Origin of the sequence: Streptomyces sp. MK37H, assembly GCF_018035285.1 — a bacterium.
GTDB lineage: Bacteria > Actinomycetota > Actinomycetes > Streptomycetales > Streptomycetaceae > Streptomyces > Streptomyces endocoffeicus.
Map to the genome: position 1 here is coordinate 1 of NZ_JAAAYH010000139.1, position 19764 is coordinate 19764.

The following is a 19764-nucleotide window of genomic DNA, read 5'->3' on the forward strand; positions in this document are numbered from 1 at the left end:
GGCGGCGGCCTCCGGATGCCGAACCGATGCCGTAGCGCCGACAGGGCCGCCAGGTAGCCGCACATCCCATGCACCCCCGGCCCCGGCGGGGTCGCCGATGAGCAGAGGAAGAGGCCGGGCAGCGGGGTGCGGTACGGATCGAAGCGGGGAACCGGACGGGCGAGGCTCTGCCGGATCGTCATCGCGCCCGAGCCGATGTCCCCGCCCACGTCGTTGGGGTCGTAACGCTCCAGAGCCCGCCCCGACATGCCGCGCGCCGCGAGCACCGTGTCGCCGAAGCCGGGGGCGTACGTCTCGATCCGGGAGCGGATGAGCTCCACCGGGTCGGTGTCGTCGCCGTTCGGCATATGCGCGTAGGCCCACACCGGGCGCCTGCCGGGCCGGGCGCGCCCGGGGTCGGTGACGGCCGGGTCGACGAGCAGGACGAAGGGCGCCCGGCTGCGGACCCCGCGCGCGGTCCGGGTCTCCTCCCGGACCAGCTCGGCATGGGTGCCACCCAGGTGCACGGTCCCGGCTCGGCCCACGGCGGGGTCGGCCCACGGGATCGGCTCGCTGACCAGGAAGTCGGCCTTGGCGGCGGCCGGGCCGTAGCGGAACCGCCGCAGCGCCCGGGCGTAGCGGTCGGGCAGCGCGCGCCCGGCGATGTCCAGCAGCCCCGGAACACCGGTGTCGAGCAGCACCGCGCGATACCCGTTCAGCTCACGGAGGTCGCCGATCGCGCGCCCGGTGTGGAAGGTGCCGCCGTGCGCGGTGATGTCGTCCACCATGGCCTCGGCGATCCGGGCGCTGCCGCCGCGCGGCAGCGGCCAGCCGGGGCCGTGGGCCAGATGCCCGAGCAGGGCCGCCACCGCACCGCCGGCCAGGCTGGGCAGTTCGCCCACGGCATGGGCGGCGACCCCGGTGAGCAGGGCGGGCGCCGCCTCACCGGTGAAGCGGGCGGCACCGAGGCGGGTGCCGTGGACGAGGATCCGGGGGGCCAGCAGCAGCGGTGCCACCGGATCGCGGGGGAGGGCGCGCTGCCCGGAGAGGATGAAGTCGACCACGCCCTCGCTGTGCCGCACCAGCGGCGCCATCAGCCGCCGCCAGCGCTCTCCGTCCGGGCCGAGCCCGGCGCAGGTGGTCCCCAGATCGTGGTGGGCGAGCGCGGCGCGGCCGCCGTCCAGCGGATGGGCGTAGGAGACCTCGGGGGTCAGGAGTTCCACCCCGCGCGCGGCCAGGCCGAACTCGCGGAAGAAGCGGGAGGCGGGCGCCATGGGGTGGACCGCCGAGCAGATGTCATGGGCGATCTCCGGGTCGAAGAGCGGCTGGGTGCGCAGCCCGCCGCCGATGTCGGCGGCGGCCTCGTACACCGCGACCCGCAGCCCGGCGCGGGCCAGGGTGACGGCGGCAGCGAGCCCATTGGGCCCGCTGCCCACGATCGCCGCGTCGGCCATCCCGCACCTCCCCGCCTTCCTCATCTGTGTCCTGCCGCACGAGTTCCTCGTACGACGTGTCCGAACCGGCCGGAAGCGGAACCCGGAGCGCCGCACCCCTGCGGCTCCGCGCCCCGCCGCAGGTCGCCGCCGTTCAGTGCGGCAGAATCGAGAGGGCTTGGACAAAAACACCAGGAGGAAGCGTGTCCGGATTCGTTGAGAAGCCCGAGCCGGTCGAGGTTCCGGGCCTTCAGCACCTGCACACCGGCAAGGTGCGCGACCTCTACCGGAACGAGCGCGGTGAGCTCGTCATGGTCGCCAGCGACCGGATCTCCGCCTACGACTGGGTCCTGCCGACCGAGATCCCCGAGAAGGGCAAGATCCTCACCCAGCTCTCCCTCTGGTGGTTCGATCTGCTCGCCGACCTCGTCCCCAACCACGTCCTGTCCACCGAACTGCCCGCCGGCGCCCCCGCCGACTGGGAGGGCCGGACCCTGGTGTGCCGGTCGCTGCGGATGGTCCCGGTCGAATGCGTGGCACGCGGCTATCTGACCGGCTCCGGCCTGGCCGAGTACCGCGAGACCCGTACGGTGTGCGGAATCGCCCTCCCCGAGGGGCTGACCGACGGCTCCGAGCTGCCCTCCCCGATCTTCACCCCGGCCACCAAGGCCGAGGTCGGCGAGCACGACGAGAACGTGGCGTACGAGGAGGTGGCCCACCGCATCGGCGCCGAGCCCGCCGCCCAGCTGCGCCAGGTCACCCTCGCCGTCTACAACCGGGCCCGGGAGATCTCCCGGGCGCGGGGGATCATCCTCGCCGACACCAAGTTCGAGTTCGGCTACGCGGAGGCGACCCTGGGCGTGGAGAGCGCCGAGCCGGTGCTCGCCGACGAGGTGCTGACCCCGGACTCCTCCCGCTTCTGGCCCGCCGACCAGTGGGAGCCCGGCCACCCGCAGCCGTCCTTCGACAAGCAGTACGTCCGCGACTGGCTGACCTCCCCGGCCTCCGGCTGGGACCGCGCCGGCGAGCAGCCGCCGCCCCCGCTCCCGGAGGAGGTCGTCGAGCGGACGCACGCGAAGTACGCGGAGGCTTACGAGCTGCTGACCGGCACCAGCTGGAAGTAGGCCGACGATGGGGGCGGAGGAACGACGAAGGGCCCCGGCCAATCGGCCGGGGCCCTTGCGTTCCCTGAGCGGACGACGAGGCTCGAACTCGCGACCTCAACCTTGGCAAGGTTGCGCTCTACCAACTGAGCTACGTCCGCCTGCGCCGGACTTTTCCGGTTCGACGCGCCTCTACTATAACCAAACCCTCGACCGGTGAACTACCACCCCGGGTGCCGAGGCCGCTCCGGGGGCCGCCCCGGGCGGCGGTGAAGCCGCTCGGAGCCTCTCCGCGGGCGGAGGCGCCGTCAGCCGTCGGCTCCAGCGGTATGGGCCTGTCGCAGCGGCACGCGCCCGAAAACGCCTGAGGCGCCGGTCGATTCGACCGGCGCCTCAGATCTGGAGCGGACGACGAGATTCGAACTCGCGACCCTCACCTTGGCAAGGTGATGCTCTACCAACTGAGCCACGTCCGCATGCCTCCGACCGGCTTTCACCGATCGGCGCGTGCATCACTCTACCTGATCCCCGTCCACACGAGGTCGATAGACGATGAGAGCGGGTGACAGGGATCGCACACTGCGCCTCCCCCTTGGAAAGGGGGCGCTCTACTACTGAGCTACACCCGCATGGTGTCTTCCTCGGGGTTTCGGCCTTTCGGCCTCGCCCCTCGGCGTGCTCCAGACTTTAGCGGATCACCCGGGGTGGTGTGCAACTCGGCTGAACGGGTGCCTCAGGCCGACTCGTCGAAGGCTTCGTAGACCTTCTTGGGGATCCGGCCGCGCGGAGGCACCTCCATGCCGTTCGACCGGGCCCAGGCGCGCACCGCGGCCGGGTCCGGGGCGACGGCGGTGCGGCGGTACGTCTTGCCCGAGCGGGCCCGCTTGCGGCCGGCCTCCACGTACGGTGCGAGAGCGTCGCGCAGTTTCGACGCATTGGCAGAGTTGAGGTCGATCTCGTACAACTTGCCGTCGAGTCCGAACGTGACCGTCTCTTCCGCTTCGCCTCCTTCGAGGTCGTCGGAGAGCGTGACTACTACGCGCTGCGCCACGGATATCGGTCCTTTCGGGCTGCATCGTTGCGTTGACGTGCAAAGATGTCAGCTGTCCAGTTGTGTCCAACAATGCTTTTTCATTTGTACAGTGACTGGCATTGCATTGTGAACCCCAGTAATTCCATCCGCGTGTCACGCCGCGATCGGGACCATGCGTTTTTCCCCGACCTTTCCCCGTCAGTTGCCACCGACGATGCTTAAACGTGACCGAACCCTTGCATATCTACTCGCGTAGATTTTTGGTCGGGGTAGGCTTGGGCACCGCCTTACGCACCAGCACCACACCACCGGGAGTGCCAGTGGCACGCGTCGTAGTCGACGTCATGCTCAAGCCGGAGATCCTCGACCCCCAGGGCCAGGCGGTGCAGCGAGCACTGCCCCGCCTCGGTTTCGAGGGGATCGCCGACGTCCGCCAGGGCAAGCGCTTTGAACTCGAGGTGGAGGGCCCGGTCGATGACGCCGCCCTCGCCCGTATCCACCAGATCGCTGAGACCTTTCTGGCGAACACCGTGATCGAGGACTTCTCCGTGAAGGTCGAGGTCGGCGAAGGTGCCGACGCCACTGCCGTGAAGGCGGAGTCGTGACCGCACGCGTCGGAGTCATCACCTTCCCCGGCACGCTCGACGACCGCGACACCCAGCGCGCGGTCCGCACCGCCGGGCTGGAAGCCGTACCGCTGTGGCACCGCGACAAGGACCTCAAGCAGGTCGACGCGGTGATCCTGCCGGGCGGCTTCTCCTATGGCGACTATCTGCGGGCCGGGGCGATCTCCCGCTTCTCCCCGGTAATGGACTCGGTGATCGACCAGGCGAAGGCCGGTATGCCGGTGCTTGGCATCTGCAATGGCTTCCAGGTACTCACCGAGACCCATCTCCTGCCCGGTGCGATGCTGCGGAACAACCATCTGCACTTCATCTGCCGTGATCAGAAGTTGCGAGTGGAAAACGCGGAGACCGCCTGGACCCGCTCCTATGAGCAGGGCCAGGAGATCAACATCCCGCTGAAGAACATCGACGGCCGCTATGTCGCCGATGAGCGCGTCCTCGATGAACTCGAGGCCGAGGGACGCGTCGTCTTCCGCTATCAGGAGCTCAACCCCAACGGCTCGCTCCGCGACATCGCCGGTATCTGCAATGCGGCGGGCAATGTCGTCGGCCTCATGCCCCACCCCGAGCACGCCGTCGAACCGCTGATCGGCACCGGTCGCACCGACGGTCTCGGATTCTTCACCTCGATCCTCAAGAGGCTGGTCAGCGCATGACCCTGGACACCACCAAGCACGCGGCGCAGACCCCGGAGGCCGAGCAGCCCTGGGCCGAGCTCGGCCTCAAGCAGGACGAGTACGAGCGCGTCCGCGCCATCCTGGGCCGCCGCCCCACCGGCGCCGAGCTCGCGATGTACTCCGTCATGTGGTCCGAGCACTGCTCGTACAAGTCGAGCAAGGTCCACTTGCGGCAGTTCGGTGAGAAGGCCCCCGAGAGCGACGCCCTGCTCGTCGGCATCGGCGAGAACGCGGGTGTGGTCGACGTCGGCCAGGGCTATGCGGTCACCTTCAAGGTCGAGTCGCACAACCACCCCTCGTACATCGAGCCCTACCAGGGCGCGGCCACCGGCGTGGGCGGCATCGTCCGCGACATCCTCGCCATGGGCGCCCGCCCGGTGGCCGTGATGGACCCGCTGCGCTTCGGCGCCGCCGACCACCCCGACACCAAGCGGGTACTGCCCGGTGTGGTCGCGGGCATCGGCGGCTACGGCAACTGCCTGGGCCTGCCCAACATCGGCGGTGAGGTCGTCTTCGACCCCTGCTACCAGGGAAACCCGCTGGTCAACGCGTTGTGCGTGGGCGTGATGAAGCATGAGGACATCCACCTCGCCAAGGCGTCCGGCACCGGCAACAAGGTGATTCTCTACGGCGCCCGCACCGGCGGCGACGGCATCGGCGGTGTCTCCGTGCTGGCCTCGGAAACCTTCGATGACAGTAAGCCCGCCAAGCGCCCCGCCGTCCAGGTCGGTGACCCCTTCCAGGAGAAGCTGCTCATCGAGTGCACCCTGGAGGTCTTCAAGGAGGACCTGGTCGAGGGCATCCAGGACCTCGGCGGCGCGGGCCTGTCCTGCGCCACCAGCGAGCTGGCCAGCGCCGGCTCCGGCGGAATGCGGGTCGAGCTCGACACCGTGCCGCTGCGCGACTCCTCGCTCTCCCCCGAGGAGATCCTGATGAGCGAGTCGCAGGAGCGCATGTGCGCGATCGTGAAGCCCGAGAAGGTCGACCGCTTCCTGGAGATCTGCGAGAAGTGGGACGTCATCGCCACCGTCATCGGTGAGGTCACCGACGGCGAGCGGCTGGAGATCTACTGGCACGGCGAGCAGATCGTGGACGTCCCGCCGCGCACCGTCGCCCACGAGGGCCCGGTCTACGAGCGCCCCTACGCCCGCCCCGAGTGGCAGGACGCGCTCCAGGCCGACGACGCGGGCAAGCTGCCGCGCCCGGCCACGGCCGAGGAGCTGCGCGAGCAGGTCCTCAAGGTGATCGCCTCGCCGAACCAGTCGTCCAAGTCCTGGATCACGGATCAGTACGACCGCTTCGTGCAGGGCAACACGGTGCTCGCCCAGCCCGAGGACTCCGGCATGGTCCGCGTGGACGAGGAGACGGGCCTGGGTGTGGCCGTCGCCACGGACGGCAACGGCCGCTACGCCAAGCTGGACCCGTACGCGGGGGCGCAGCTCGCGCTCGCCGAGTCGTACCGCAATGTGGCCGCGTCCGGCGCCAAGCCGCTGGCCATCTCCAACTGCCTCAACTTCGGCTCGCCGGAGGACTCCGCGGTCATGTGGCAGTTCGCGGAGGCCACCCGCGGTCTCGCCGACGGCTGTCTGACCCTGGGCACCCCGGTCACCGGCGGCAATGTGTCGCTGTACAACCAGACCGGGGAGGTGGCCATCCACCCGACGCCGGTCGTCGCCGTCCTCGGCGTGATCGACGATGTGGCCCGTCGCACCCCGATCGCCTTCGCGGAAGAGGGCCAGCTGCTCTATCTGCTGGGCGACACCACGGAGGAGCTGGGCGGCTCGGCCTGGTCCCAGGTGATCCACGACCACCTGGGCGGACTGCCGCCCAAGGTTGACCTGGAGCGGGAGCGGCTGCTCGCCGAGATCCTGATCTCGGCCTCGCGCGACGGCATGGTGGACGCGGCCCACGACCTGTCCGACGGCGGTCTGGTCCAGGCGCTCGCCGAGTCGTGTCTGCGCGGCGGCAAGGGCGCCCGGATCGTCGTCCCCGACGGTCTGGACCCCTTCGTCCTGCTGTTCTCCGAGTCCGCGGGCCGGGCGATCGTCGCCGTACCGCGCAGCGAGGAGGTCCGCTTCAACGACATGTGCGGGGCGCGGGGGCTTCCGGCGGCCCGTATCGGCGTGGTCGACGGCGACTCGATCGACGTCCAGGGGCAGTTCTCCATCCCGCTGGCCGAGCTGAGGGAGTCGTACGAGGCGACGATCCCGGGTCTGCTGGCCTGAGGGCTGGCCTGAGAACGCATGCCGTACGGCCCGCCCCCTGGCGTCAGGGAGCGGGCCGTACGGTCCGTTCGGGCCTTGCGGGGCTCACTTCCCCCAGAAGGCGTTGACGGCGTCGATGTCCTCGACGCACTGGTCGATGTCGCTGATCTTCCCGCCGACGATGGTGAAGAACAGCCCGGTCTTCATGTCCAGCGTGCGGTTGCCGCGCTCGGCGCGGACGTGGTGTCCGGAGATCACATGGCCGCGCCCGTCGGGCAGCACCGCCTCCAGGTCGACCCGCAGCGTGCCACCGGTCTCCTCGAACTCGGTGCGGTACAGCCGCATACACGCGTCCCGGCCCTTGTGGTGCCCGGAGATCATGTTGTCACCGGGCACATGCTGCATAACGTCCGCCGTCAGCAGCGTGGAGAGGGTGTCCAGGTCGCCTTGCTGGTACGCGGTGCATGCGCGGCGCACCACGGCGGCATCGGGGTGCTCGCCCATGGTCATTCACACCTTTCGTCCCGATCGATACCTCTGTATCCCTTTCTCTCCATCCTCTGCCCGCCCCACGGGGCTGTCGATAGGCTCGGCGCCATGCCGCCTCGTGCCCGTGCCCGCAGCTATGACCCCGTCAAGACCAGGACCGCCGTGATCGCGCAGCTCCGGCAGGTGCGGAAGGTGGCCGAGGGGCTGGACGAGACCGCCCTGAACGCCCCCACCCGGCTCGGCGACTGGACGGTCCGGGAGCTGATCGCGCATCTGGCGATGGCCGTGACGTCCGTCGTACGGCTCCTGGAGCGGCCCGCGCCGCCCGCGCGCGAGGTCACCGTCACCGGCTGGGCCTCGGCGGTGGCCGGGCATTCGGGGCCGATCGACGACGACACCCGCGCTCTCGCGGCGGACGCGAAACCGGGCGAGCTGCTGGAGCGCGCCGAGACCCGGTTCGCCGAGACGGCCGCCGTCGCGCCCGCCGACCGGCTGCTGGCCGCCCGCGTCGGGGCGATGCGGCTGGACGACTACCTGGTCACCCGCTGTGTGGAGCTCGTGGTCCACGCCGACGATCTGGCGGATGCCACCGGCGTCCCCGTCTCCCACGACCGCCAGGCGCTGGCCACCGCCACCCGCGTGCTCGCCGACGCCCTCGCGGCGAAGGCGCCCGGCGGCTCGGTCGAGGTCCGCATCCCGCCGTTCGCCGTGATCCAGTGCGTCGAGGGCCCCCGGCACACCCGCGGCACCCCGCCGAATGTCGTCGAGACCGATCCGCCGACCTGGATCCGCCTCGCCACGGGTCGTCTGACCTGGGCCGAGGCCCTGGAGTCCGCGCCGCTGACCGCGAGCGGCGACCGTGCCGACCTCTCCTCCCACCTTCCGGTGCTCGGCTGACCGGCCCGAGATGTGATCCTCGCCTCGGACAGGCGTCTCCGACCCCGGCCGTGCCCAGGTCGGGCGCGGGTCCCTGGGGTCCCGAGCGGCTGCGGAGAATGTGACTTACGCCCTCCTGACGGGTCCCTCGTTCGGAGGCACCGCTGAACTGGCCTAGACTCGATGACGTGCCACGTGGTGACGGACGACTCAGCCACGACCTGCTCCCCGGTGAGAAGGGCCCCCAGGACGCTTGCGGCGTCTTCGGAGTCTGGGCACCGGGAGAAGAGGTCGCCAAACTCACCTATTTCGGGCTGTACGCACTGCAGCACCGCGGACAGGAGTCCGCGGGCATCGCGGTGAGCAACGGCTCCCAGATTCTCGTCTTCAAGGACATGGGCCTGGTCTCACAGGTCTTCGACGAGACCTCCCTCGGCTCGCTCACGGGCCATATCGCGGTCGGTCACGCCCGCTACTCCACCACCGGAGCCTCGGTGTGGGAGAACGCGCAGCCGACGTTCCGGGCCACCGCCCACGGCTCGATCGCGCTGGGCCACAACGGGAACCTGGTCAACACCGCCGAGCTGGCGGAGCTGGTCGCGGCCCTGCCCCGCGACGGCGGCCGGGCCACCCAGGTGGCGGCCACCAATGACACCGACCTGGTCACCGCCCTGCTCGCGGGCCAGGTGGACGAGGACGGCAAGCCGCTCACCATCGAGCAGGCGGCCCCCATCGTCCTGCCCAAGGTCAAGGGCGCTTTCAGCCTCGTCTACATGGACGAGCACACGCTGTACGCGGCGCGCGACCCCCAGGGCATCCGCCCGCTGGTCCTCGGCCGCCTCGAGCGCGGCTGGGTGGTGGCCTCCGAGACCGCCGCCCTGGACATCGTGGGCGCGTCCTTCATCCGTGAGATCGAGCCCGGCGAGATGGTCGCGATCGACGAGAACGGGCTGCGCTCCACCACCTTCGCCGAGGCCCGGCCCAAGGGCTGCGTCTTCGAGTACGTGTACCTGGCCCGCCCCGACACCGACATCGCGGGGCGGAACGTGTACCTCTCCCGGGTCGAAATGGGCCGCCGGCTGGCCAAGGAGGCCCCGGCCGAGGCCGACCTGGTCATAGCGACGCCCGAGTCCGGCACCCCGGCCGCCGTCGGCTACGCCGAGGCCAGCGGGATTCCGTACGGCTCCGGGCTGGTCAAGAACAGCTATGTGGGCCGGACCTTCATCCAGCCCTCGCAGACCATCCGGCAGCTCGGCATCCGGCTCAAGCTGAACCCCCTCAAGGAGGTCATCCGGGGCAAGCGCCTGGTGGTCGTCGACGACTCGATCGTCCGCGGCAACACCCAGCGCGCCCTGGTGCGGATGCTCCGTGAGGCCGGGGCCGTCGAGGTCCACATCCGGATCTCGTCCCCGCCGATCAAGTGGCCGTGCTTCTTCGGCATAGATTTCGCCACCCGCGCCGAGCTGATCGCCAACGGTCTCTCGGTCGAGGAGATCGGCAAGTCGCTGGGCGCCGACTCGCTGGCGTACATCTCCACCGACGGCATGATCGAGGCGACCACGATCGCCAAGCCGAATCTGTGCCGGGCCTGCTTCGACGGTGAGTACCCGATGGACCTGCCGGATCCGGAGCTGCTGGGCAAGCACCTCCTGGAGTCCGAGACGCAAGGGCAGAGCAGCGGTGACGCCGACGGTGTGACGACGCTGACCGCCGGTGTCGGCGGCGGCGACGCCCTGCGCCGTCCCTGAGCGCCGCCCGCCCGTCATCCCCGATACGAAAGATCTCAACGTCATGTCCGAGTCCGGGTCCACCTACGCCGCCGCGGGCGTCGACATCGAGGCGGGCGACCGCGCCGTCGAGCTGATGAAGGAGTGGGTCAAGAAGGCGAGCCGGCCCGAGGTCGTGGGCGGCCTCGGCGGTTTCGCCGGGCTCTTCGACGCCTCCGCCCTGGCCCGCTACCAGCGTCCGCTGCTCGCCTCCGCCACCGACGGGGTCGGCACCAAGGTGGACATCGCCCGGCGGATGGGTGTGTACGACACCATCGGCCGCGACCTGGTCGGCATGGTCGTGGACGACCTGGTGGTCTGCGGCGCCGAGCCGCTGTTCATGACCGACTACATCTGCGTCGGCAAGGTCTACCCGGAGCGCGTCGCCGCCATCGTCAAGGGCATCGCCGAGGGCTGCACCCTGGCCGGCTGCGCCCTGGTGGGCGGCGAGACCGCCGAGCACCCGGGGCTGCTGGGCGCCGATGACTTCGATGTCGCCGGGGCCGGTACGGGCGTGGTCGAGGCCGATCGGGTGCTGGGCGCGGATCGTATCCGAACGGGTGATGCGGTGATCGCCATGTCATCGTCCGGACTTCACTCGAACGGGTACTCACTCGTCCGCCATGTGCTCTTCGACCGGGCCGGCTGGGCGCTGGACCGCGATGTGCCGGAGCTCGGCCGGACGCTGGGGGAGGAGCTGCTGGAGCCCACCCGGATCTACTCGCTGGACTGCCTGGCCCTCACCCGCACCACCGAGGTGCACGCCTTCTCGCACATCACCGGCGGCGGGCTCGCCAACAACCTCGCCCGGGTCATCCCCGAGGGGCTGCGCGCGGTCGTGGACCGCTCGACCTGGACCCCCGGTGCGATCTTCCAGCTGGTCGGCGAGGCCGGCTCGGTCGAGCGGCTGGAGCTGGAGAAGACCCTCAACATGGGCGTCGGCATGATGGCGGTGGTCCCGGCGGACTCCGTCGATGTGGCGCTCACCACGCTCGCCGACCGCGGTGTCGAGGCCTGGGTCAGCGGTGAGATCACCGAGCGCACGGCCGGGGACGCGGAAGCGGTGACGCTGACCGGTGACCATGCGGACTGAGACGGCCGCGCCGTGTGCGCGGACAGCACGGAAGCCGGTCCGAGGCGGGTGCCCCGGACCGGTGGAGGTGTGCGGCGAAAAGCCGAGCGCCTGGAACGGGTGGTTCAGGCGCGGCGACGCTGCGGGGACGGATCGGACTGTTCGTCGTCCTCGTCCTCATCGTCGTTGTACAGATCCGCGTACTGTGCGTACGGGTCGTCGTCCAGCTCATCGTCCTCGAACCGCTCGCCATTCGGCGGCTGGCTCGGTTGCGATGCGCCCAGCTCCTCGGCCAGGCGTGAGAGATCCGTCCCACCGCTGTTGTACTTCAGCTGGCGGGCGACCTTCGTCTGCTTGGCCTTGGCCCGGCCGCGCCCCATGGCTCGACCCCCTCAACGACGGGGCTCGACGGCCCCAGAGTCTTGACACGCGTTCACGTTCATAAATCAGAGCGGACTCTCAGAAGAGAGACCGGTCCGTAGGGCTTCAACGGTACCTGCTTCTGTGGCCATACGGTACGTCGCCCACACGACGTGCCACGAGGCAGAACCCGCGAGGAGCCCGTTCCTCGCTGGTCAGCTGCGATTTTAACGTGTCTTGTGCGCCGACCCGCCGACGGGCCGTGAGGGATCTCTCCCCGATGGCTCCCAGGGGGCTCTCATATCCCCCGTACGGCGGCCTCCGGCAAGGGATCCCGCACGGCCCGTCCGCGCACGGCCTCACACCGCTCCTCAGACGCTCTCAGACGCTTCCAGCGGCCCTCGGGCGCCCCGTGGCCCATGCCGGTGGCATCTGCCGGGCCACGGCTCAGGCGTCATGGCCCTCAGCCATCCGGTGCTCGGCCAGCCGGTCGGCGGCCGCGGCGGGCGGGATGCCGTCGGTCTGTGCCCGATCGAATATGGCCAACGTCGTGTCGAAGATCTTCGCCGCCTTGGCCTTGGCCCGGTCGAAGTCGAAACCGTGCAGCTCGTCGGCCACCTGGATGACACCACCGGCGTTCACCACGTAGTCCGGCGCGTAGAGGATGCCGCGGCCGTCCAGGTCCTTCTCGACGCCCGGGTGGGCCAGCTGGTTGTTGGCCGCGCCGCACACCACCTTCGCGGTCAGGACGGGCACCGTGGCGTCGTCCAGGGCGCCACCGAGCGCGCACGGGGCGTAGACGTCCAGGTCGGCGCGGATCAGCGCCTCGGTGTCCCGGACCGCCTGGACGCGGGGGTGGCGGGCCAGCACGCGGTCCACCGACTCGGTGCGCACATCCGTGACCACGACCTCGGCGCCGTCCTCCAGCAGGTGCTCCACCAGGTGGTGGCCGACCTTGCCGACCCCCGCGATGCCGACCCGGCGGCCGCGCAGCGTGGGCGCGCCCCAGGACGCCTGGGCGCTCGCCCGCATCCCCTGGAAGACGCCGAAGGCGGTCAGCACCGAGGAGTCACCGGCGCCGCCGTTTTCGGGGGAGCGGCCGGTGGTCCAGGGGCACTCCCGGGCGACGACGTCCATGTCGGCCACATAGGTGCCCACGTCACAGGCGGTGACGTAGCGACCGCCCAGAGAGGCCACGAAGCGGCCGTAGGCGAGCAGCAGCTTCTCGGTCTTGATCTCCTCGGGATCGCCGAGGATCACGGCCTTGCCGCCACCGTGGTCGAGCCCGGCGAGCGCGTTCTTGTAGGACATGCCGCGGGCGAGGTTGAGGGCGTCGAGGAGCGCCGCTTCTTCGGGGTTCTCCTCGGAGGCGTAGGCGTGGAAGCGGGTGCCGCCGAGGGCCGGGCCCAGGGCGGTGGAGTGGACGGCGATGACGGCCTTGAGGCCGCTCTCCCGGTCCTGGCAGAGCAGCACCTGCTCATGCCCGCCGAGATCGGAGCGGAACAGCGTCGCAAGCGGTGAGAGAGGGTTCGGCACGCGACTCTCCGTCGGACCGTCGGCACTGACGGTGTGACGTACGTCGGTCACGGTGGTGACTCCCATAGGTCGGGGTAGACGCCCTCCTGGCTGGTGGGGAGGGCCGTGGGCAAGAGGGTAAGCCCTGGGGGTCCGGGGGATCGGCCATGTCCCCGACGAGTCCGCATGCCGGGCATGGGACGATGCCGTCAGGTGGGGGTAAGGGAGCCCCTGGCGGTGGTCTCAGCCTTGAGGGAGCGCGTGTGACCTTGGCGTCTTCGGTGATTGTCCCGTACGCGGCGTATCTCCGGGTCTATGAGCCACTGGCAGCGTTTCCGGAGCCGGAGAGATCGCACTGGGCGCGGTATGCCAAGCGCGATGACCTGCCGGGCGCGCAGGACGAGCTGCGCCGCTCGCTCGCGGACCTGCTGCCGGTCCCCCCGGTGGCGGTTCCGGTGCACGAGAGCGCGGACGCCTTCGTGGCGCTCGTGGACGGCGTCACCTGCGTCTGCCCGTGGCGTACCCGGCTGAGGGGCTGGCTGGCCCTGGAGGAGCTGCCGGAGCGCCTTCCCGGGCCCCTTCTGGACGCGGCCCTGCCCCCGGTGGTGCGCCGGCAGGCGGTGGCCGACTTCGAGCGGTGGCTGGAGCGCAACCCGGACGCCCGGCCGTGGATCCGCTCGGCCACCTGGCATGTGCCGGTGCGCTGGTTCGTGCTCTTCGGGGACGAGGAGCGCGAGTTCACCAAGGGTGACGACGGTCTCATCCTCCGCTACCGCACTCCAATGGTCCAGGCCAGGCGCCGGGTGGCGCGTGGCCTTAAGGTGCTCAAGGAGGCCCTCGGCGAAGGGCCGCTGATCGACGGGCTGGTGGACGTCGGCCGGTGGCTCGAGGAGTTCCACCCCCGGTCGTTGGTCGAGCTGGACTACGGCGGTCTGGTGCACACGCTGCCGGCCGCGCAGCTGGAGGACGACCACTCGGCCGCGGATGTGGCGGAGGGCCTGGCGGCGCTGCGCGACGGGGACGGGGAGCGTGCGGGCGTCGCGTACGAGCGGCTGACCGACCGCTGGAGCGTGGTCCGCGGGCGGCAGAACGCGAGCTGACCGCCCGGCCCAACGGGCCCCGGGTGACCGGTTGAGCGGTCCGCCGGAACAGAGGGGACGTAGGTCCCTATCCGGGCCATTGCCTCAATCGTGACCTAAAGCACTGACTTCGGGCCTTGCGGTAATCACCCATCCTCGTGTCAAAATAGGACAAGGAGTCCGGGAGGGGCTCCTTCCGCCCGACTATGGGCGGATTCATCGGTATTGCACTCCTTGGCGGATCTGGTGACCCCTGATCCTGTTGTGACTGATCGTCACGGCCGTGTGACGGTCCGTTATGGCATGGTCCATCGGCTTCCGTCGAGGTTGGTCACCTGAGAGGGCAATTCCATCGGTTTGGCCGACGGGGCTGGACAGATGGTGTAGTTGTAGTGCCGAGGACAAGCCGTTCGTCCTATAACCGACTCGGCCCGCGTCCGCCATTTCGGGCAACGTGGGTCAAGGTGCAGAATTTAGAGGAAAGAACCGTGATGGTTCGGTTCTCCCGAGGAGGCCGCTCATGACCGCTCGCACCCCTGATGCCGAGCCGCTGCTGACCCCGGCTGAGGTTGCCACGATGTTCCGCGTGGACCCGAAGACGGTCACTCGCTGGGCGAAGGCAGGCAAGCTCACGTCAATCCGTACGCTCGGAGGGCATCGGCGCTACCGCGAAGCGGAGGTCCGTGCTCTTCTTGCGGGCATCCCGCAGCAGCGCAGCGAGGGCTGAACAACCGCATAACCGGGCATTTCCGGGCCCCCCAGCCCGGCTTTCGCCTGTATAGCTCCACCACGACGGGTGCCTGCCCCAACAGGCCCTCCACCGCTCGACATGGGTGCGTCGTTGATCGCGCTGGACTCCGCCGGGTCCGGCGCGATCTTTTTATGCCCTGGGGGTCTTCCGGAGGGCGCCTCCAGGGGTCTTCAAGTGCCTCTGGAAGCGCAATCGTTCGGGTTGTGCGGGGTGGTCCGCAAGGGGCTCGAGGAGGCTCGCGGAGCGCTTTCGGGTGGGGCTCGCGAGGGTCGTGGACAGAGGGTGCAATTGCACATATTAAATTGACCCGTGGTGAGCGGGGTGTAAGTTCCCTCACTCCGGAAACTCATTCGGTGACTCCCGTCACGCTCCCCAGCCCTTGCCCTGTGCCCAGTGGTTGCGCTAAAGGACAACTGCGGTAAGGGCTTACCGAGTTGACGGTGGCGAGGCCGCCGTCGTCTCCTCGCGCACCTCGCGTTCGGCCCTGTCACCCGCCTCGTCGGCCGCCGAGTGCTCCATCGCCAGCCGCAGCAGGCGGTGGCAGATCGGACAGTGCCGGGTGAAGTGGCGGTTGCCCGCGGCGGCCGCCAGATGGGCGCGCAGCAGCGCCCTGGTCTCATGCTTCGCGGACGTCGTCATACGCCGCACCTCCCGCGCACCCCCGCGCACACCTTCTAGTTTGGGTACCTCTGTGTGTGGTGTGCCGTCAAGACGCGGAAGGCCCGGATCCAGAGATGGATCCGGGCCTTCCGGGTAAGCGGTCCTGACGGGATTTGAACCCGCGGCCTCCACCTTGACAGGGTGGCGAGCACTCCAAACTGCTCCACAGGACCAACAGTGACGCTTGCGGCTCCGCCGCCGTGCGCCGCGCTGTGTGCGCTGCGATGCAGACTCTACAGCAGGTCAGGGGGTGCGGTCGAACTCGCGCCCGGCGGGGCCCCGGCGGGCAGCCGGAGCCCCCGCGGCACCCTTACGGCGCCGCCGCGTCGATGGCCTTGACGATGCGCTTGTCGGACACCGGATAGGCCGTGCCGAGGGCGTGCGCGAAGTAGCTGACCCGCAGTTCCTCGATCATCCAGCGGATCTCCAGCGCCTCCTGGGGCACCGGGCGCCCCGGCGGGAACTGCTCCAGCAGCCACGCGTACTCGTCCCGCATCTCCCGTACCTTCGCCATCCGGGCGCGGTCCCGGTCGGCGTTGCCCGGAAGCTGCTGCAGCCGCCGGTCCACGGCCACCAGATAGCGCATGAGGTCCGGAAGCCGCCGTACGCCGTGGGCGGTCACGAAACCCGGCGTGATGAGCTCCGAGAGCTGCTCCCTGATGTCCGTGAGCGACGGCAGCAGCACCGGGCTGCTGGTGGCCTTCAGCCGCCGCTCGCACGACTGCCAGGCCGCCAGCACCTCCTGGACCTTGCGCACGGTGTCCACGGTCGCGTCCATGATGTCGCTGCGTACCGCGTCGAAGAGCTTGCGGAACGATTCCTCGTCCCAGGCCGGGCCACCACGGGCCGCGATCAGCCGGTCGGCCGCCGCGGCCACACAGTCGTCGAACAGCGCCTGCACACTGCCGTGCGGGCTGCTGGAGAGCGCCAGCTTGGCCTGGTTGGAGAGCTTGTCCTGGACGAACTTGGCGGGGTTGGACGGCAGCTGGAGCAGGATCAGCCGGCGCGTCCCCCGCCACATCGCCTCCCGCTGCTCGGCCTCGGTGTCGAAGAGCCGTACGGCCACCGAGGAGCCCTCGTCGACGAGCGCCGGATACGCCTTGACCGGCTGGCCGCCGCGGCGCGTCTCGAAGGTGCGCGGCAGCGTGCCGACCGTCCACCGGGTCAGCCCGCCGCGCTGCTCGATCCCCTCGGCCTCCTTGGAGGACTCGAACGCCTTGGAGATCGCGGCCCGCGTCCTGGGCCGCAGCCGCTGCCGCAGCGCCTCCAGGTCCTTGTCCTCGGCCAGCTTGCGGCGCCGCTCGTCCACCACCCGGAAGGTGATCTTCAGATGGTCGGGGACCTTCGTCAGGTCCCAGTCCTCCGGCTCGATCCGTACGCCCACCATCCGCTGGAGCTCCCGCCCCAGCGCCGCCGTCAGCGGCTCCTGGAGGGGGACAGCGCTTTCCAGGAAGCGCTTGGCGTAGTTGGGCGCCGGGACGTAGTGACGGCGGACCGGCTTGGGCAACGAGCGGATCAGCTCGGTGACCAGATCCTCGCGCAGCCCCGGGATCTGCCAGTCGAAGCCGTCCGGGGTGACCTGGTTGAGCACCTGGAGCGGGATGTGGACGGTCACACCGTCCGCGTCCGCCCCCGGCTCGAACTGATAGGTCACCTTGAACTTGAGCTTCCCCTGGCGCCAGGAGTCCGGATAGGCGTCCTTGGTGACGCCCTGCGCCTGCTCGTTGATGAGCATCGACTTCTCGAAGTTGAGAAGCTCCGGCTCCTCGCGCCGCTTGTGCTTCCACCAGGAGTCGAAGTGCGCGCCGGAGACCACATGCTCGGGGATCCGCTGGTCGTAGAAGTCGAAGAGCGTCTCGTCGTCCACGAGGATGTCGCGGCGCCGGGCGCGGTGCTCCAGCTCCTCGACCTCGCCCAGCAGCTTGCGGTTGTCGTGGAAGAACTGGTGGTGGGTGCGCCAGTCGCCCTCCACCAGGGCGTTGCGGATGAACAGGTCACGGCTGGTCTCGGGGTCGATCCGGCCGTAGTTGACCTTCCGCTGGGCGACGATCGGCACCCCGTAGAGCGTCACCCGCTCATACGCCATCACCGCGGCCTGCTTCTGCTCCCAGTGCGGCTCGCTGTAGGTGCGTTTGACCAGGTGCTGGGCGAGCGGCTCGATCCACTCCGGCTCGATCCTCGCGTTGACCCGCGCCCACAGCCGGGACGTCTCCACCAGCTCCGCCGACATCACCCAGCGCGGAGGCTTCTTGAACAGCGCCGAACCGGGGAAGACCGCGAACTTGGCGCTGCGCGCGCCCACGTACTCGTTCTTGTCGGTGTCCTTCAGGCCCACATGGGAGAGCAGCCCCGCCAGCAGCGAGGTGTGGATGTGGTCGGGCGCCGCGTCCTGCTCGGACATGTGGATGTCCATGGTCTTGGCGACCGTGCGCAGCTGGCTGTAGATGTCCTGCCATTCGCGTATGCGCAGGTAGTTGAGGTACTCATTGCGGCACATCCGGCGGAAGGCGGAGGAGGACAGCTCCTTCTGCCGCTCCCGGACGTACTTCCACAGATTGAGGAAGGCCAGGAAGTCGCTGGACTCGTCCTTGAAGCGGGCGTGCTGCTGATCCGCCTGCTGCTGTTTGTCCGAGGGGCGCTCGCGCGGGTCCTGGATGGACAGCGCCGCCGCGATCACCATGACCTCGCGGACACAGCCGTTGCGATCCGCCTCCAGCACCATCCGGGCCAGCCGCGGGTCCACCGGCAGCTGGGCCAGCTTCCGGCCGACCTGGGTGAGCCGCTTGCGCGGGTCCTTCTGCTTGCTGTCCAGCGCGTGCAGCTCCTCCAGGAGCTGGACGCCGTCCTTGATGTTGCGGCGGTCGGGCGGGTCGATGAAGGGGAACTTCTCGATGTCGCCGAGGCCGGCGGCGGTCATCTGGAGGATGACGGAGGCCAGGTTGGTCCGCAGGATCTCGGCGTCGGTGAACTCCGGGCGGGTGACGAAGTCGTCCTCGGAGTACAGCCGGATGCAGATGCCGTCGCTGGTCCGGCCGCAGCGGCCCTTGCGCTGATTGGCGCTGGCCTGGGAGATCGGCTCGATGGGCAGCCGCTGGACCTTGGTGCGATGGCTGTAGCGGGAGATCCGGGCGGTGCCCGGGTCGATCACATAGCGGATGCCGGGGACGGTCAGCGAGGTCTCGGCCACGTTCGTCGCCAGCACGATCCGGCGGCCGGTGTGTCTCTGGAAGACCCGGTGCTGCTCGGCGTGCGACAGCCGCGCGTACAGCGGGAGCACCTCGGTGACCGGGAGCTTCTTCTTGTTCAGCGCGTCGGCGGTGTCGCGGATCTCCCGCTCACCGGAGAGGAAGACCAGGATGTCGCCCGGGCCCTCGGCCTGGAGCTCGTCGACCGCGTCGCAGATCGCGGTGATCTGGTCGCGGTCGCTGTCCTCGCCGCCCTCCTCGAGCAGCGGGCGGTAGCGCACCTCGACCGGATATGTACGCCCGCTGACCTCGACGATCGGCGCGTCGCCGAAATGGCGGGAGAAGCGCTCCGGGTCGATGGTGGCTGAGGTGATCACGACCTTGAGGTCGGGGCGGCGGGGCAGCAGCTGGGCCAGATAGCCGAGCAGGAAGTCGATGTTGAGGCTGCGCTCATGGGCCTCGTCGATGATGATCGTGTCGTACTGGCGCAGCTCGCGGTCGGTCTGGATCTCGGCGAGCAGAATGCCGTCGGTCATCAGCTTGACGTGGGTGTCCTGGCCCACCTGGTCGGTGAAGCGGACCTTCCAGCCGACGGACTCGCCGAGCGGCGACCGCATCTCCTCGGCGATGCGCTCGGCCACGGTGCGGGCCGCGATCCGGCGTGGCTGCGTATGGCCGATGAGGCCCTTGACGCCGCGCCCCAGCTCCAGACAGATCTTCGGAATCTGGGTGGTCTTCCCGGAGCCGGTCTCACCCGCGACGATCACCACCTGGTGATCCCGGACGGCCTCGAGGATCGCGTCCTTCTTCTGGCTGACCGGCAGCTCTTCCGGATAGGTGATGGCCGGCACCGCGGCGCGGCGGTCCGCGACCCGCAGCTCGGCGCGCGTCATCTCCTCGGCGATCTCGCCGAGCACGGCCGCACGGGCCTCGGGTTTACGGATCCGGCGCACACC

The 19764-nt window shown here is 69.7% G+C and carries 16 protein-coding genes and 4 tRNA genes; 9 read left to right on the top strand and 11 right to left on the bottom strand.

What is annotated here, in order from left to right; translation table 11 throughout:
* Window positions 1-1433 (bottom strand): NAD(P)/FAD-dependent oxidoreductase (locus GWI24_RS20430; RefSeq protein ID WP_210947370.1); only part of this gene is annotated, 1433 nt, incomplete at its 3' end.
* Between the two features lie 182 nt (window positions 1434-1615).
* On the opposite strand from GWI24_RS20430, the gene GWI24_RS20435 reads away from it, so the two are divergent.
* On the top strand, window positions 1616-2536 hold the full coding sequence (locus GWI24_RS20435) for a phosphoribosylaminoimidazolesuccinocarboxamide synthase (protein ID WP_210947371.1): 921 nt from the start codon (window positions 1616-1618) through the stop codon (window positions 2534-2536).
* 67 nt (window positions 2537-2603) lie between these two features.
* Here the strand turns inward: GWI24_RS20435 and GWI24_RS20440 are convergent.
* The 4 genes from GWI24_RS20440 to GWI24_RS20455 form a co-directional block, all read right to left on the bottom strand.
* Window positions 2604-2676 (bottom strand) — tRNA-Gly (locus tag GWI24_RS20440).
* 239 nt (window positions 2677-2915) lie between these two features.
* Window positions 2916-2991, bottom strand: a tRNA-Gly gene (locus GWI24_RS20445).
* Window positions 2992-3072: 81 nt separating this feature from the next.
* Window positions 3073-3144 (bottom strand) — tRNA-Gly (locus tag GWI24_RS20450).
* 104 nt (window positions 3145-3248) lie between these two features.
* Window positions 3249-3566, bottom strand: coding sequence for an Lsr2 family protein (locus GWI24_RS20455; RefSeq protein WP_037953281.1), 318 nt, complete (start codon window positions 3564-3566; stop codon window positions 3249-3251).
* A 296-nt stretch (window positions 3567-3862) separates the two neighbouring features.
* On the opposite strand from GWI24_RS20455, the gene purS reads away from it, so the two are divergent.
* From purS to purL, 3 genes are read left to right on the top strand one after another with little or no spacing between them, the layout of a single operon-like run.
* Window positions 3863-4153: a phosphoribosylformylglycinamidine synthase subunit PurS gene (gene purS / locus GWI24_RS20460; RefSeq protein WP_370467175.1), complete on the top strand. Its 291-nt coding sequence runs from the start codon at window positions 3863-3865 to the stop codon at window positions 4151-4153.
* Entirely contained in the window at window positions 4150-4830 is a 681-nt protein-coding gene (purQ, locus tag GWI24_RS20465; protein WP_191068536.1) for a phosphoribosylformylglycinamidine synthase subunit PurQ, read from the top strand. The genes purS and purQ overlap by 4 nt, the downstream gene beginning before the upstream one ends.
* Window positions 4827-7076 carry a phosphoribosylformylglycinamidine synthase subunit PurL gene (gene purL, locus GWI24_RS20470; protein WP_210947372.1) on the top strand — a complete coding sequence of 750 codons (2250 nt, stop codon included), beginning with the start codon at window positions 4827-4829 and terminating at the stop codon, window positions 7074-7076. Before purQ ends, purL begins: the two co-directional genes overlap by 4 nt.
* A gap of 84 nt (window positions 7077-7160) precedes the next feature.
* Here the strand turns inward: purL and GWI24_RS20475 are convergent, their stop codons facing one another.
* On the bottom strand, window positions 7161-7559 hold the full coding sequence (locus GWI24_RS20475; protein ID WP_210947373.1) for a nuclear transport factor 2 family protein: 399 nt from the start codon (window positions 7557-7559) through the stop codon (window positions 7161-7163).
* Window positions 7560-7652: 93 nt separating this feature from the next.
* Between GWI24_RS20475 and GWI24_RS20480 the strand changes: the two genes are divergently transcribed.
* The 3 genes from GWI24_RS20480 to purM all read left to right on the top strand — a co-directional run bounded on the left by GWI24_RS20480 (window position 7653) and on the right by purM (window position 11279).
* Complete coding sequence (locus GWI24_RS20480) at window positions 7653-8441, top strand: maleylpyruvate isomerase family mycothiol-dependent enzyme (RefSeq protein ID WP_210947374.1); 789 nt, start codon at window positions 7653-7655, stop codon at window positions 8439-8441.
* Window positions 8442-8608: 167 nt separating this feature from the next.
* Complete coding sequence (purF, locus tag GWI24_RS20485; protein WP_210947375.1) at window positions 8609-10168, top strand: amidophosphoribosyltransferase; 1560 nt, start codon at window positions 8609-8611, stop codon at window positions 10166-10168.
* A 43-nt stretch (window positions 10169-10211) separates the two neighbouring features.
* Window positions 10212-11279 carry a phosphoribosylformylglycinamidine cyclo-ligase gene (purM, locus tag GWI24_RS20490; protein WP_210947376.1) on the top strand — a complete coding sequence of 356 codons (1068 nt, stop codon included), beginning with the start codon at window positions 10212-10214 and terminating at the stop codon, window positions 11277-11279.
* Window positions 11280-11383: 104 nt separating this feature from the next.
* On the opposite strand, the gene GWI24_RS20495 is transcribed toward purM, so the two are convergent.
* On the bottom strand, window positions 11384-11638 hold the full coding sequence (locus GWI24_RS20495) for a DUF3073 domain-containing protein (RefSeq protein ID WP_210947377.1): 255 nt from the start codon (window positions 11636-11638) through the stop codon (window positions 11384-11386).
* A 427-nt stretch (window positions 11639-12065) separates the two neighbouring features.
* The gene (locus GWI24_RS20500; protein ID WP_210947378.1) at window positions 12066-13220 is read right to left on the bottom strand and encodes a Glu/Leu/Phe/Val dehydrogenase dimerization domain-containing protein; all 1155 of its coding nucleotides are present in this window, start codon (window positions 13218-13220) and stop codon (window positions 12066-12068) included.
* A 176-nt stretch (window positions 13221-13396) separates the two neighbouring features.
* Here GWI24_RS20500 and GWI24_RS20505 point away from each other — a divergent pair, with 176 nt between their 5' ends.
* On the top strand, window positions 13397-14233 hold the full coding sequence (locus GWI24_RS20505; protein WP_210947379.1) for a hypothetical protein: 837 nt from the start codon (window positions 13397-13399) through the stop codon (window positions 14231-14233).
* Between the two features lie 499 nt (window positions 14234-14732).
* Window positions 14733-14939, top strand: a complete 207-nt coding sequence (bldC, locus tag GWI24_RS20510) for a developmental transcriptional regulator BldC (RefSeq protein ID WP_020869672.1) — start codon at window positions 14733-14735, stop codon at window positions 14937-14939.
* Between the two features lie 450 nt (window positions 14940-15389).
* On the opposite strand, the gene GWI24_RS20515 is transcribed toward bldC, so the two are convergent.
* The 3 genes from GWI24_RS20515 to hrpA form a co-directional block, all read right to left on the bottom strand.
* Complete coding sequence (locus tag GWI24_RS20515) at window positions 15390-15602, bottom strand: DUF6274 family protein (protein WP_210947380.1); 213 nt, start codon at window positions 15600-15602, stop codon at window positions 15390-15392.
* Between the two features lie 119 nt (window positions 15603-15721).
* Window positions 15722-15796 (bottom strand) — tRNA-Asp (locus tag GWI24_RS20520).
* 137 nt (window positions 15797-15933) lie between these two features.
* Window positions 15934-19764: ATP-dependent RNA helicase HrpA (gene hrpA / locus GWI24_RS20525; RefSeq protein ID WP_210947381.1), on the bottom strand; the 3831-nt coding region annotated here is incomplete at its 5' end.